Source organism: Burkholderia lata (genome assembly GCF_000012945.1).
Taxonomy (GTDB): Bacteria; Pseudomonadota; Gammaproteobacteria; order Burkholderiales; family Burkholderiaceae; genus Burkholderia; species Burkholderia lata.
In genome coordinates, this window is record NC_007509.1 from 693,013 (window position 1) to 707,636 (window position 14,624).

11 protein-coding genes and 1 pseudogene are annotated in these 14,624 nt (G+C 65.7%); 4 read left to right on the forward strand and 8 right to left on the reverse strand.

The genetic code is table 11. From position 1 onward, the window contains the following. Window position 1: 1 nt before the first annotated feature. The 5 genes from BCEP18194_RS02955 to BCEP18194_RS02975 form a co-directional block, all read right to left on the reverse strand. Window positions 2-1,111 carry a CaiB/BaiF CoA transferase family protein gene (locus BCEP18194_RS02955; RefSeq protein ID WP_011349807.1) on the reverse strand — a complete coding sequence of 370 codons (1,110 nt, stop codon included), beginning with the start codon at window positions 1,109-1,111 and terminating at the stop codon, window positions 2-4. Then, entirely contained in the window at window positions 1,108-2,736 is a 1,629-nt protein-coding gene (locus BCEP18194_RS02960) for an AMP-binding protein (protein WP_011349808.1), read from the reverse strand. Before BCEP18194_RS02960 ends, BCEP18194_RS02955 begins: the two co-directional genes overlap by 4 nt. A 36-nt stretch (window positions 2,737-2,772) precedes the next feature. Further along, entirely contained in the window at window positions 2,773-4,245 is a 1,473-nt protein-coding gene (locus BCEP18194_RS02965; protein WP_011349809.1) for a flavin-containing monooxygenase, read from the reverse strand. 72 nt (window positions 4,246-4,317) lie between these two features. Continuing rightward, window positions 4,318-5,067, reverse strand: coding sequence for an SDR family NAD(P)-dependent oxidoreductase (locus BCEP18194_RS02970; RefSeq protein ID WP_011349810.1), 750 nt, complete (start codon window positions 5,065-5,067; stop codon window positions 4,318-4,320). A gap of 87 nt (window positions 5,068-5,154) precedes the next feature. Then, window positions 5,155-6,828: an AMP-binding protein gene (locus BCEP18194_RS02975; protein WP_081436529.1), complete on the reverse strand. Its 1,674-nt coding sequence runs from the start codon at window positions 6,826-6,828 to the stop codon at window positions 5,155-5,157. A 297-nt stretch (window positions 6,829-7,125) separates the two neighbouring features. Here BCEP18194_RS02975 and BCEP18194_RS02980 point away from each other — a divergent pair. Continuing rightward, a pseudogene (locus BCEP18194_RS02980) lies at window positions 7,126-7,395 on the forward strand (transposase); the annotation flags it as partial. 127 nt (window positions 7,396-7,522) lie between these two features. On the opposite strand, the gene BCEP18194_RS02985 reads toward BCEP18194_RS02980, so the two are convergent. From BCEP18194_RS02985 to BCEP18194_RS02995, 3 genes are read right to left on the reverse strand one after another with little or no spacing between them, the layout of a single operon-like run. Further along, window positions 7,523-8,509, reverse strand: a complete 987-nt coding sequence (locus tag BCEP18194_RS02985; RefSeq protein WP_011349813.1) for an acyl-CoA dehydrogenase family protein — start codon at window positions 8,507-8,509, stop codon at window positions 7,523-7,525. 35 nt (window positions 8,510-8,544) lie between these two features. Beyond that, window positions 8,545-9,702, reverse strand: coding sequence for an acyl-CoA dehydrogenase family protein (locus BCEP18194_RS02990; RefSeq protein ID WP_011349814.1), 1,158 nt, complete (start codon window positions 9,700-9,702; stop codon window positions 8,545-8,547). A gap of 53 nt (window positions 9,703-9,755) precedes the next feature. After that, the gene (locus BCEP18194_RS02995) at window positions 9,756-10,553 is read right to left on the reverse strand and encodes a crotonase/enoyl-CoA hydratase family protein (protein ID WP_011349815.1); all 798 of its coding nucleotides are present in this window, start codon (window positions 10,551-10,553) and stop codon (window positions 9,756-9,758) included. Between the two features lie 394 nt (window positions 10,554-10,947). On the opposite strand from BCEP18194_RS02995, the gene BCEP18194_RS03000 reads away from it, so the two are divergent. From BCEP18194_RS03000 to BCEP18194_RS03010, 3 genes are all read left to right on the forward strand, one after another. Next, window positions 10,948-12,255, forward strand: coding sequence for an MFS transporter (locus BCEP18194_RS03000; protein ID WP_011349816.1), 1,308 nt, complete (start codon window positions 10,948-10,950; stop codon window positions 12,253-12,255). A gap of 41 nt (window positions 12,256-12,296) precedes the next feature. Continuing rightward, window positions 12,297-13,601 carry a CaiB/BaiF CoA transferase family protein gene (locus BCEP18194_RS03005; protein WP_011349817.1) on the forward strand — a complete coding sequence of 435 codons (1,305 nt, stop codon included), beginning with the start codon at window positions 12,297-12,299 and terminating at the stop codon, window positions 13,599-13,601. A gap of 93 nt (window positions 13,602-13,694) precedes the next feature. Then, window positions 13,695-14,528: an IclR family transcriptional regulator gene (locus BCEP18194_RS03010; protein ID WP_241024855.1), complete on the forward strand. Its 834-nt coding sequence runs from the start codon at window positions 13,695-13,697 to the stop codon at window positions 14,526-14,528. The last annotated feature ends 96 nt before the right edge of the window (window positions 14,529-14,624 follow it).

The window sequence follows — 14,624 nt, forward strand, 5'->3', positions numbered from 1 at the left end:
GTCAGGCCACTCCCCAATCGGAAAAAACCGTATCGGTATCCCCGCCGATCACCGGCGGGCCGGCCGGCGTCTGTGCCGGCGTCCGGGAAAAACGCGGTGCGGGTGCCGGCTGCCGAACGCCTGCGACCGTGATATGCGACGTCCGGGCGAGGTTGTGCGGATGCGCCGCAGCCTCGTCAAAATCGAGCACCGGTGCGAAGCACACGTCCGTTCCTTCGAGCAGCGACGTCCATTCGTCGCGGGTCTTCGTCAGGAAGATGGCTTCCATACGCTCGCTCAGGGCAGGCCAGTCCGCGGCATTCATCTGCGCATCGAACGCCGGATCGTCTGAAATACCGAGCTTCTCGCGCAGCAGCGCGTAAAACGCCGGCTCGATGCTGCCGATCGAGATGTATGCGCCGTCCGCGCACCGGTACGTGCCATAGAAGTGCGCACCGCCGTCCAGCAGGTTCGAGCCTCGCCCGTCGCGCCAGAGGCCCTGCGCCCGCAACTCCAGGATCGGGCCGAGCAGCGCGAGCGCGCCGTCGATCATCGCCGCGTCGACAACCTGGCCGCGCCCGGAAGCCTGTCGTTCGACCAGCGCGGCGAGCAGCCCGAACAGCAGAAACATCGTGCCCCCGCCGAAGTCGCCGACCAGGTTGAGCGGCGGCACCGGCTTGCCGGCGCGCGGCCCGATTGCCGCGAGCGCGCCGGTGAGCGCGATGTAGTTCAGATCGTGTCCGGCGGCCTGTGCCAGCGGCCCCGTCTGCCCCCAGCCCGTGATCCGGCCATAGATCAGCCGCGGGTTGAGTGCCAGCAGCGCTTCCGGGCCAAGACCCAGACGTTCCATTACGCCTGGCCGATATCCCTCGATCAGCATGTCGGCACGCGCGGCGAGCGCTCGCGCGGCCGCTCGCCCGTCTTCCCGTTTCAGGTCGAGCACGACCGAGCGCTTGCCGCGCGACGACACGCCCGCGAAACGTCCGGCGGCCTCGGCCGGGCGATCGATGCAGACGACGTCCGCACCCAGGTCGGCCAGCAGCATGCCGGCCAGCGGCCCCGGCCCGAGTCCGGCGAACTCGATGACCTTGAGGCCGGCCAGCGGCCCGTTGCGATGTGCGTTCGCATTCATGAGACACGGATCCTGTCACGGCGGACCCGAACGTCGTGACGCTCGCGATCCCAGGTTTCGGCGGTTATGCCTTCCTGGCGCAGACGGTATTTCTCGATCTTCTGCGTCGGGGTGTGCGGCAACGCATCCATGATCCGGATGTAGCGAGGCAGCATGAAATGCGCGAGCCTGGGCACCAGGAACGCCAGCAGCTCGCCGGGATCGATCCGCCCGCCCGGTATCGGGCACACCACGGCAAGCACGTCGTCCTCCGACAGCGCGGGCACGGCCACGACCGCACATTCGCGCACGTCGGGATGCGCGAGGATTTCCTTCTCGACCTCGAATGACGAGATGTTCTCGCCCCGGCGACGAATCGCATCCTTCATCCGGTCGGCAAAGAAATAGTTGCCCGCCGCATCGCGCCACATCGCGTCGCCGGTGTGGAACCAGCCATTGCGCCAGGCCTGCACGGTGGCTTCCGGGTGACGAAAGTAGCCGGCGTTGAGCCGCCACGGCGAATCACAGCGCACGATCAGTTCGCCGACGGTGCCGTCCGGCAGTTCGCGATCGAACGCGTCGACGATGCGCAGCTCGGTGCCGTGCCTGGCCCGGCCGCAGGTACCTGCGATGGCCGGATTGCGCTCGGACATCAGCGGCACGTTCAGCTCCGTCATGTTGTACATGGTCCAGAAGTCGACACCGAAGCGGCTCGCGAATGCGGCCGCGTTGTCGGGACGCGGAATCATCATGACCTTGCGCAGCGGATGGTCGCGATCGTCGGCCGAGGGCGGAATCTTCGCGATGAATTCGCACATCACGCCGAGCAGGATCGCGAACGTCGCACCGAGCGCGCACACGTCGGCCCAGAACCGTTCGGTCGAAAATTCGGCGAACGCGATCGTCCCGCCCCGGTTGAGCATCGCGACGACCGGAATCGTGCCGGCGATATGGAACAGCGGACCGAACACGATCGCGCAGTCGTGCTCGTCCAGCATCGAGAAGCTGCGCTCGCCGCTGGTTTCCCAAAGCTGCGCATACGGACTCAGCACGCCCTTGGAGGGCCCTGTCGTGCCGGACGTGAAGATGATCGACTGCGTATCCCACGGCTCGATCGAGCGCTCGAGGGGCGGCACTTCGCCCCCCTGCTCCAGCACGGCCGCATCGATGCGCGCGATCCCCGGCAGCTCGACATCGCTCGCGCCGAATTCCACCACCGTGCGCAGCGTGGCGAGTGTCAGGCCGGCGAGGCGCGGGGCGAGATCCCGGCACGTGACGAGCAGGCGGGCCGCCGAACTGTCGAGCACGTGCCGCAGCAGCTCGCCCTTGTACGCCGTATTGACGGGCACGTAGACGGCCCCCAGCCAGTTGATCGCGAACCAGACGCGCAGCATGTCGATGCCGTTCGGCAACCAGACGCCCACCGTCTCGTCCTGCCGGATGCCGAGCGCGGCGAGCCCCGCGGCCGTCCGTTCGACGTCGGCTGCAAATGCCGCGTAGGTGATGCCGCTGCCGTCTCGCTCGCGGATGAACACCTTGTCGGGCCGGCTCTCGGCCTGGCGCTGCAGCACGTAGCGCAACACGCATGCGTCCCGCGGGCCGACGCTTCCCTTGTACGCGTCACTCTGATGATGGTCGATGGTCATCGCTTCAACCCTCCAGGAAAAGGAACGGGCGCGACATCACGCATCCACCGGACTGTGCAGGTCGTAATGGTCGAGATCCGGCTCGCTCATCACCTCGCGGAAATGCTCGTACGTCCACGGCCACGACGCGATATTGCCGTTGCGGTCCATGTACCAGCTCCGGCAACCGCTCGCCCAGACCGTTTCGCCCATCTGCCGCTTGACCGCGTCGTTGAACGCGCGCATGGCTTGCCGCTTCGGCGAGACGGCCGCGACGTCGCTCTCGGCCAGGAAGCGGATCATCGAGACCGCATAGCCGCACTGGTTCTCCGCCGTCATCAGGAACGAAAAATTCCCGATCGGGCTGTTCGGCCCGCCGATCATGAAGAAATTGGGGAAATCCGGAATCGTGACGCCGAGATACGCCTCGTTGCCGTTGCGCCAGGCCTGCTCGATCGCCAGGCCATCGCGCCCCGTCACGCGCATCGGGAACAGCGTCGAATGCGCGTCGTAGCCCGTCGCCAGGACGAGCACGTCGAATTCGTGCAGGTGGCCGTCTCCGGTCCGGACGCCCGCCGCCTCGATCCGCTCGATCCGCTCGGTCACGAGCGCCGCGTTCGGCCGCTGGATCGCCGGATAGAAGCGGTCGGACATGACCAGGCGCTTGCAACCGACCTTGTAGTCGGGTCGCAGCTTCTCGCGCAGCACCGGATCCGTCACGCTCGTCTCGAGATATTCGCGGCAAAGCCGCTCCATGTGCGCATACACGCGCGGGTTCTGCCCCACCACGGCGGCCGCGAACTTGCTGTTGAACTCGTGGCCGAGTGCTTCGTAGCGTGCTTTCAGCAAGCCGGGGTCGCGCCGGAACGCATCGCGCTCCTCAGGCGGAATTTCCGTATTGGGCAGCTGCATGATCCATTGCGGGGTACGCTGGAACAGCGACAGGCTCGCGACCCGGTCGACGATGGCCGGCACGATCTGCGTGGCCGTCGACCCGGTGCCGATGATGCCGACGCGCTTTCCGTCGAGATCGACGTCTTCCGGCCAGCGCCCCGTGTGAAACATCCGTCCGGCGAAACTGTCGAGTCCTTCGATGTCCGGGTATGAAGGATGTCTAAGAATTCCCATCGCGGTAATCACCACGTCGAACGGCCCGTACCGGCCCGCCTGGGTCGTCAGCGTCCAGGCGCCGTTGTCGTACGTTGCGTCCTTCACCTCCGCGTCGAACGTCACGTGCCGGCCGACCTCGAATTCGTCGTAGACACGGCGCAGGTATTGCAGGATCTCTTCGCCCGACGCGCACACGCGTGTCCAGTCGGGGTTCGGCGCGAACGAATAGCGGTAGAGATGCGAAGGCACGTCGCACGCGACGCCGGGGTATCGGTTGTCGCGCCAGGTGCCGCCGATATCCGCCGCGCGCTCGAATACCTGCACGTCGGTCTGGCCGATCTCGCGCAGTTTCACGACGGCCATGATGCCGGACGCCCCAGCGCCGATCACTGCAATTTTCAGTCTCTTTCCGTTGGACATAGTGTTCTCGCTACTCGGTAGGTACTCGTTGATTCGGTCGGAGGCGGGGGTGCCCCGCCTCGCTGGCCGTCGTCAGCCCGCGCTCGGATCGGGGAGGAACTTCGCGATCGACCAGCCGCCGTCCACCGGCAGCACGACGCCCGTGATGAAGCTGGCCTGCGGCGAAGACAGGAAACGGCACGCATGTCCGATTTCCTCGGGCTCGCCGACACGGCCAAGCGGTGCGCCTTCGATCATCATCTTGTGCCACCACGGATTGCTGGCGATGCGCTGTTCGGTACCCGGAGAGCGGACCAGCCCCGGCGCCACCGCGTTGACCCGAATCCCGTGACAGCCGAATTCCGTCGCGAGCATCCGCGTCATGCCCACGACTGCGTACTTGGTCGGCACGTAGGCGGCCGCCTGTGCGACGCCGACGAGGCCGAACGCCGACGCGATATTGACGATCGACCCACGCGACGCCTTGAGGTGCGGCAGCGCGCTGCCGCACAGCGCCAGCAGCGATCCGACGTTGATGTCGTAGTAGCGCTGGTAGTCCTCCGGCGACGTCTGTTCGAACGGCTTCGCGTTGCCGAGCCCGGCATTGTTCACGAGGCTGTCGAGCCGGCCGTGGCGCTCGATGCAGGCCGCGATCACCTTGGCGGCAGCGTCGTCTTGCGTCAGGTCGACGTCGACATGGCGGAAGTTTTCGTGGCCCGCAAGACTCTCGTGCGGCGGACGGCGATCGCATCCGACCACAATCGCGCCTTCCCGGAGATACACCGATGCGATGCCCTTTCCCACACCCTGCGACGAACCCGTTACGATGACCACTTCTTTCATGGCTGTTTCCTTTATCGATGTTTGACCGTCATGCCGTTTTTCGTCGGCCGGCACCGGGCTGCAACGCGGCGCGGCCGGCAGCGCCCCTCAGCGGGCCGCAATGTCTCGCAGTGCGAGCGCCTTGAGCGCCGTGCGCTGCACTTTTCCGGATGCCGTCATCGGCAACGACTCCATCTCGATGACGTGTCGCGGAATCTTGAAGCTGGCGATTTTTCCGTTGCAGCGCGCCTGGACGTCGTCGAGCGTGCACGTCATGCCCGGCTTTGGCACCACGAAGGCCACGGGCACCTCGGCGAGCCGTTCGTCCGGAAACCCGACGACGGCGACCTGGTCGATGGCCGGCACGAGGCGCAACAGTTCCAGCTCGACCGCAGCCGGCGACACGTTCTCGCCGCCGACCTTCAGCATTTCCTTGTAACGCCCGAGGAACTGGAGATAACCGTCTGACCGGAACATGCCGCGATCGCCGCTATGAAACCAGCCATCGGGGTCGATCGACGCGCGGGTCGATTCGGTATCCTTGAAATAGCCCCGCATGACGTTGTAGCCGCGACACACGATCTCACCCACCGATCCGTTCGGTAGCACGTCGCCGGACGAAGGGTCGACGATCCTGACTTCGATGCCGGGCATCGGGCGCCCCGACGTCGCGCAACGCTGCTCGACCGGATCGTCCAGCGTCGTGATGCACACCCAGGCCCACGTCTCCGAAATGCCGAAGCCCGTCACTGTCGGGCACATGCGCTCCTGCACGACACGGGCGACGGCAGTCGAGTTCTCCATGCCCGCCGGCAACGTGCCGAATTTCAGCGTGCGCAGATCGGTACCCAGCGCTTCGTGGTGCTTGAGCAGATCCGCGTAGTGCGTCTCGAAGCCGTGCAGGCCGGTCACCCGCTCCTGCTCGATGAGGCGCAACGCGCGCTGCGCGTCGAACACACTCATCAACACTTGATGGATACCTTGCGTCATGGTGGCCATGACGATTTCGCTCAGCCCGTAGAGATGGAACATCGGCAGGAAATTCAGCACGGTGTCGCCATGCCGCAGCGGCCAGCTCGCGGCGCGCTCGCAGACGGCGCGCAGGTTCCGATGGTCGTGCAGCACGCCCTTCGGGTTGCCGGTCGTGCCGGAGGTGAACACCATCAGCGCGAGGTCCGACACCTGAACGGCCGATGCGACGGCATCGAGTTCAACGCGCGTGGTCCGGTCCGCGCCGGCCAGGAAGCGCTCCCATGAAAGCGGCGACGCCACGTTCGACGGCTCGACGATCACGACCTCCCGCAGCGCCGGGTAGGCGTCCGATCCGTCGAAGCGATCGCCCGACAGGCCGGGAATCGCCTCGGTCAGCAGCGACATGTAATCGACCGGCCCGGAGCGCTCGCACACGAACAGCAGCTTGATCTCCGCATGCCGGACGACGTAGCGGATGTCGTCGCTCCGATAGCGCGTGTTCAGCGGAACCGCGATCGCGCCGATCTTCACGATCGCGTAGAACGCGATGATGAATTCCGGCCGGTTGGTCAGCCAGATGCCGACCGGGTCGCCCTTGCCTACCCCGCGCGACATCAGCGCCCGCGCGGCAATATCGACGGACTCGTTCAATTGCTCGAACGTGAACACCCGGCCCTCACAGGTCACGGCCCTTGAGTCCGGCCACCTCGTTGCGGCGTAGGCGGGAAGCTCCCCGAACAGAACGGGAGAAGTCAGCATCTTTCGTCGTCTCCATATCACGAACCGAAGCCGCCAGCCCGTATCCGGCATCCAGTGGGGAGCCGGCGCCGGGGAAGCCCCGGCAACGGACAGCAGCGGAACATTCACTTCCGAAGGTGTGACACTGTTTTAATTACCTTCTTAATACGACCACAACGAACCAAAATATACTGATGAGTATATTTTCGATGTATAGGGGAATTCCACTATCTCATAAGGTATGCGCCGGTTCGGGCAAGTCCGGCATCCCGGGGCCTCGCTGGGCCGCTGGCGTTGCGACTTGCGCGTGCCCCTTGCTGACGAAGGGACGCGCGAGACGCAAGACGTCGCGGCGCGCAGGACGTCGTCGATACGTTGATCGACGCGGCGATCGATGGCGTGAGCGAATGGCGGCATCGGCCGCGCAGGCGGAGAGCGTGGTGGCGGGTCATGCGATGGACTGCGCGGAAGGTCCGCGACGAAGGCGCGGTGCGCGATCGGGCGATCCGTCAAGCGCTCGGTGTGTGTCGCGATGGCTCGCGCGACGAATGTGGCGGCTCGATCGAGCAGGCCGAAGAGGTGAAGTGTCGGTTACGGGCTGTCAATCATCCCGTGCCGATCAATAAGCAGGATTTCTGAATAGCCAGATAAAAAGCAGGCTTTCCCGGTGGCAGCGATGCCCGGGAAGCCGGTTCGACACGGCGGATCGACCGCGGCCGCCGTGATATCAGACAGGTGCGGCGCTCACGCGGCAGGCGAGCCCCGCTCAGGCCGACTGCAGCACGAAATCTCCCACCGGCAGGCCGCTCGCAAGCAATGCATCGCCGACGATCGCGTTCCAGTAGTGCTCCGATCCATGCGCTGTCCGCCACTCGTGCATCCGGCGCGTCAGCAATTGCAGATCGTATTCCTCGGTCACGCCGATTGCGCCGTGCAACGCATGCGCGGTCGCGGCGACCGGCACCACGGCCTCGCTCGTGCGCGCTTTCGCGATCGCCGCACGAAGCGCGTCGGGCAAGCCGCGCTCGCCGCTGAATCCGAGCTCGGCAGCGATCGTCGCCGCCGCGACCTGCTCGGCCATCACCGACAATTGCTGCTGGATCGCCTGGAACTTGCCGATCGGCTTGCCGAACTGGGCGCGGTCGTTTGCGTACTGGAGCGTCAGCGCAAACGCGCGACTCATTGCGCCTGCCAGCAGTGCCGCAGACACGATCGCCGCGCACGCGTGCAACGCGCGCGCCGCACCGGGTACGCGCGCCACCGGTGCCAGCGGCTCCGCCCAGCGCACGGTCGCACACTGACTGCCATGCACGCCGGTCGGTATGCGCTCTGCCCGTGCGCATTGCAGCACGACCAGGTCGCCGTCATGATCGGCCAGCACGACGTCGGCGATCGTCCCGTACGGCACGATCGGACAATACGTCGCGCCGTCACGGTCCGCCTTGCATGCGGATGAAAACGTGATCATGCCGTCCGGCACCGGTACATCGTGTTCGGTCAGCAGCGCGCGGGCGAGGATGCTCTGCGCAACGGGAACGGGCACCGCGTGGCGGCCCAGGCATTCGATCACCGGATACACCGCGGCCAGCGACAGCCCTGCGCCACCGGCGGCTTCCGGGGTCAGCATTTCCAGGAAGCCGGATTCGGCGATCGCGCGCCACAACGCCGCCGGCGACGCGCCGGCCTCGATGTTGCGGACAATCGACGGCGTGCAGCAGTCGGCCAGAATGGCCTCGATAGCTTCGACAAACATAGGCTCTCTACTCTCTCTGTGCGTGGTGGGCGCGTTCAACGCAGGCCGAGCCCGCGGGCGATCATGCCGCGCAGGATTTCACGGGTGCCGCCGCGCAACGAAAAGGTCGGCGAAATCTGGCTGAGATACGCGACGGTCCGATACAGCTCGGCATCGACGTCCGCGCCCGGCTGCGCCGCGAGCGCGGCCTCGATCGCCGCGGGAATTCCCTGCTCGAATTCGGTCCCGATATCCTTGACCAGCGCCGCCTCGACGACGGGGCTTTCACCGCGCGCGAGTTTCGTGGTTACCGCGATCGACATGTTGCGCAACGTCGCGAGATGCGTGGCAAAGCGTCCCGCAACGGCCTTGTCGGATGCGCTTGCGCCATGACGCCGCAGGAAGGCAAGCCAGCAGTCCAGCAGCACGACGCTCGAATAGATCCGCTCCGGGCCGCTGCGCTCGAACGCAAGTTCGGCATTGACCTGCGCCCAGCCGCTGCCTTCCTCGCCGATCAGTGCGTCTTCAGGCAGCAGCACATCGTCGAACGTGACTTCGGAGAAGTGCGCATCGCCGGTCAGATCACGGATCGGGCGGACCTCGACGCCCGGCTGCTTCAAGTCGATGACGAATTGCGACAGCCCCTTCTGGCGATCCTCCGGCGCGCCGGATGTGCGAACCAGCGCGATCATGTAGTGGCAGTGATCCGCATTCGTCGTCCAGATCTTGCGGCCGTTCAGACGCCAGCCGCCGTCCACCCGCAGCGCGCGGCTGCGCACGCTCGCGAGGTCGGAACCCGCATTCGGTTCGCTCATGCCGATGCAGAAGAATGCTTCGGCCGCGCAGATACGCGGCAGGTAGAAGCGCTTCTGCGCATCGCTGCCGAACTTGAGAATCAGCGGGCCGCTCTGCCGATCGGCAATCCAGTGCGCGGAGACCGGCGCCCCCGCCGCGAGCAATTCCTCGACCAGCACGAAGCGGCGAAACGCATCCATGCCCGCGCCGCCATACTCGGCCGGCAGCGTCAGGCCGACCCAGCCCCGCTGCGCGAGACGGCGGCTGAATGCCGCATCGAATCCCATCCAGGTCCGGGCGCGCACGTCGGCGGGTGTTGCCGGCATGTGCTCGTGCAGGAACGCTTTGACGTCACTGCGAAAAGCTTCGGCATCGGGCGGCAGCGCCGCCAGACGAAATACATCCAGTACGTTATCCAAAACCGCTACTCCTGAGTCGGAAGATCACGGGCATGCCGCCCGCGTTGTCGTGACTAGTTGCCGGAAAACACCGGCGGGCGCTTCTCGAGAAACGCGGCGACCGACTCGCGATGGTCTGCTGTCTGATGCGACAGTGCCTGGTACGTCGACGACAGTTCGAGCAGCGTGTCCAGTCGCGAATGCAGCGCCTCGCGCAGCAGACGCTTGGCGAGCCGCACCGCATGCGGCGGATTCGCGGCGATGCGTGCCGCGATCTCGTTCGCGGCCGGCAGCAATTGCTCGTGCGGTACGACGCGCGACACGAGATTCCATTCGAGTGCGGTGGCCGCATCGATGGGATCGCCGGTAAACGTGAGTTCCGCGGCGCGTGCGAGTCCGATCACGCGCGGCAGCAGCCACGCGCCGCCGTCGCCCGGAATGATCCCGAGCTTGACGAAGCTCTCTGCGAACCGCGCCTGCTCCGATGCGATACGCAGGTCGCACATGCACGTCAGGTCGAGACCTGCGCCCATCGCCGGGCCGTTCACCGCGGCAATCACCGGCACCTCCAGATTGAACAGCGCCAGCGGCAACCGCTGAATGCCCTGGCGATACTCTTCGCGAATCTGCAATCCCGGCACCTCGCCGCTCGCCTGCCGCTCCATGTCGCGGATATTGCCGCCGGTCGAGAACGCCTTGCCCGCGCCCGTAATGATCACCGCGCGGACGCTCCGGTCTCCCTGGATGCGCTCGATCGCCGCCAGAAATTCGGCCACTGCCGTATTGCCGGTCAGCGGATTGCGCCGCTCCGGATCATTCATCGTGAGGGTTACGACGTGACCTTCTTGTTCGTAAAGCAGGAACGGGTTCATGGATGCCTCTTCATAGGATTGACTGACGATTCTTATGGACGACGCACGCAGGGAGGCGCGCTTTGCGGGCCCTGCCACACATGCATCGACGCCCGGCAACATCTGCATCGCCACCGGATGTCTGTTCTTATTTTAGAACCACATTCTTATATCGGCAAAGCAGATTGCGCTCGCATCGACCGCCGAAAATCTCGAAATGTCGCCTTATATCGTTGATAAATATAGACAAAGTCCATATTTCCTCGCTGGGGTAAGGGTAAACGTCACCCATCATATCGTTCGTATTTTCGAATACTATTCTGATGTCGGAACATAAGGCGACTGATGGCAAGCTGCCTGGATCGATGAGCAGCGTTGTCGCATACAACAACCCAGATACCGGAGACAAACCTGGATGAGCGCAACTCCCGAGATCACGCAGGCGCTTGCGGGCACGCGAGGCACCCCGCGACAAAACGCGAAAATCATCTTCGCGGGCAGCGTAGGCAACGTGGTGGAATGGTTCGACTGGTCCGTGTATACGGCCTTCGCGATCTATTTCAGCAAGCAGTTCTTTCCGGCGGATAACGAAACGGCGGCCCTGCTCGCCACCTTCGCCGTGTTTGCCGTCGGCTTCGGCATGCGCCCGCTCGGCGGCTGGGTCATCGGCGCGTTTTCCGACCGCTTCGGGCGGCGCAACGCGCTGACGTTGACCGTCATGATGATGGCGGGCTCATCGCTGCTGATCTCGATCCTGCCGACCTACGCATCGATCGGCTGGCTGGCACCGGCATTGATGACGGTGCTCCGGATGATCCAGGGGCTGTCGGTCGGTGGCGAGTACGGCGCGGCGACAACCTTTCTCACGGAATCGGCGCCGCCGCACCGGCGCGGGTTCTACGGCAGTTTCCTGTTCTTCAGCATCGCCGCCGGATTGCTGATCGCAGCGGCCGTCGCGAGCGCCATGACGCACTGGATGCCGAGGGCCGAACTCGAGGCATGGGGATGGCGCGTGCCGTTCTTCATCGGCGGCTGCGGGTCGCTGATCGGTTTCTGGATGCGCCGCAACGTTGGCGAAACCGAAGCATTCGAAAACCTGCGCCGCAAAGGCGAAATCGAAGCTCGCTCGCTGCGCTGGACCTGGACCCATCACCGCGATGCGCTGCTGAGGCTTGTCGGCATCAGCGTGCTCGGTGCGTTCAGCTTCTATCTGTTCATCAGCTTCATGCCGGTCTACGCCATCCGGCACGCCGGTGCGCACCCGGAAGACGCGTTCGCGGCCAGCACCGCCAGCATTGCGATCTTCATGCTCGCCCAGCCGTTGTTCGGCGCCTTGTCCGACCGCCTGGGCCGGCGTCCGCAACTGATCGTGTTTGCGGCGGCCTACCTGCTGCTCCTTTATCCGGTCGTCACGTCGATCGGCCCCGACTTCCGCTCGATGCTGCTCGTCGAGTGCTTCGGATTGCTGACGTATGGCCTGTATTCGTCGATCGCGCCCGCCGTGATGGCCGAACTGTTCAGCACCGAAGTGCGCGGCATCGGTATCGGCACCGCGTACAACATCGTCGTCGCCCTGTTGGGCGGAACGACCCCGTACCTGATGACGTGGCTGCAATCACAGCATCGCGAAGGCTGGTTTCTCGGCTATGTCTGCGTCGGCGCTGCGATCAGCCTGATCACGTTCCTGCGCATGCCGGAAACGCGAGGCGCCGGGATCGGCTGAATTCCACGGGCATCAAGCAACACCGCACAACAGGAACCTACATGCAAGACACCGCCATTCGCACTCCGTCCACCGGCGACACGCCGGCCGGCCATCGCCCGAAGCCGCTCGCCGGCATCAACGTGCTCGACCTGTCGCGCATCCTCGCCGGCCCGTGGTGCACGCAGAACCTTGCGGACCTCGGCGCCGACGTGACCAAGATCGAACGCCCGGGCACCGGCGACGACACGCGAACGTGGGGGCCGCCCTTCCTGCACGATGGCGAAGGCCGCGCGACGAGCGAAAGCGCCTACTACCTCTGTACGAACCGCGGGAAGCGATCGGTCGCGATCGACATCGCGTCGCCCGAGGGCGCGGCGTTGATCCGTTCGCTCGCGGAGCAGGCGGACGTCCTCGTCGAGAATTTCAAGGTTGGCGGGCTCGCCAAGTACGGGCTCGACTATCCGGGCCTCGCCGCCGTCAACCCGCGCCTCGTCTACTGTTCGATCACGGGCTTCGGCCAGACCGGGCCGCTCGCGCATCGCGCGGGCTACGACTTCCTGATTCAGGGGATGGGCGGCCTGATGAGCTTCACCGGCGAGCCGGACGAAGCGCCGGGCGGCGGCCCGGAGAAGGTCGGCGTCGCCGTCACCGACCTGATGTCGGGCATGTATGCGACCACGGCGATCCTCGCGGCGCTGATGGAGCGCGAACGCAGCGGCCTCGGCCAGCACATCGATATCTCGCTGCTCGACAGCCAGTTCGCGATGCTCGCCAACCAGGCGTCGAACTACCTGACCACCGGCGTCGCGCCACGGCGGCTCGGCAATGCGCATCCCAACGTCGTCCCGTATCAGACGTTCGCTGCCCGCGACGGCCACCTGATCATCGCGTGCGGCAACGACGGCCAGTTCAAGGCATTGTGCGGCGCCATCGGGCTTCCGGGGCTCGCCGAGGACAGCCGGTTCGCGACCAATTCGGCCCGCAGCGTCAATCGCGCGTTGTTGCTGCCGACCCTCGTCGATGCGTTCCTCGCCCGCCCGCGGGACGAGTGGATCGCGATCTTCGAATCGTGCGGGGTACCGTGCGGGCCGATCAATGACGTCGCGCAAGCGCTGGCGTCGGAGCAGGCGCGCGCGCGCGAAGCCGTCCGTCACATCGCTCACCCGCTGGCCGGCAGTGCGCCGGTGGTCGCGAGCCCGCTGCGCCTGTCCGCCACGCCGGTCGAGTATGATCGCGCGCCGCCGCTGCTCGGCGAGCATTCGGCCGACGTGCTGCGGGAACGACTCGAGTTGAGCGACGCACGCATCACCGCGCTGGCCGAAGCCGGCGTGATCGCGCTGCATTCGGCGTCGCAATCCGCCTGACGCCGCCGGGCGGACGTTGGCGGTGCCCTCCGGGCCGGCGGCGGTGGTGCATCTGGCTATAATCGTTGCCTTCTTTCACCTGCGATGACAGACATGCATTCCGCCACCGACCCTCAGGACGCGACCCCGGCCACCGAATTGCCCGGGCCGCGCGCGACCACGCGCATCGTGCATATCCTGCGGCTGCTGGCCGAACTGCCGGACGGCGCGACGTTGACCCATCTGTCGGAACTGACTGCCACGCCGAAGACCAGCCTGCTGGCGCTGCTGCGGGCGCTCACGTTCGCCGAGTATCTCGTGCACGCCGACGGCAAGTATTCGCTCGGGGTCGAGGCGTTCAAGCTCGGCGCGGCGATCGTCGCGCAGCGGCGCTTTCCGGAAATCGCGCGACCCGTGATGGAGCGCATCGCGCTGGAAGCCGGCGAGACCGTGCTGATCGGGCAACTGGCCAGCGACCGTCCGTCGCTCGTGTACATCATGTCGGCGGAAAGCCGTCACGCCATCCGCTTCATCGCCGGCATCGGCGAGCGTCGCGAACTGTACTCGTCGTCGGGCGGGCGAATCCTGCTGGCGTTCATGCCGGCGGAAAAGCGCGAGCAGTACCTGAAGTCCGTCACGCCCACGCTGCTGACACCCTATACGACGACCAACAAGCGCGACCTGCGCCGCCTCGTCAGCGAAGCAGCCAGCTCCGGCATTGCGATTACCGTCGATCAGAACGATCTCGACGTGGTGGGATTCGGCGCACCGATCTTCAACGAAGCCGGCGAAGCGATCGCCACGCTCGTGATGGGCACCCCTAAAAGCCGGGGCATTCCCCAAATGGATCGATTCAAGGGCTTGATTCTGGACGGCGCGCGCGAAATCTCGCAGATGCTCGGCTTCGACCCGTCGCCGGCCGCCAGGAGCAAGCGCCAGACGTCTTGAGCGGCTTCGCGTGCGGAGAGCACGCGCGGCCCGGTGCCCGCTTTGGCCATTCGCGGAGCGGGTAGCAGCGACTCGCGGTGGCGATCGCGCAATGGC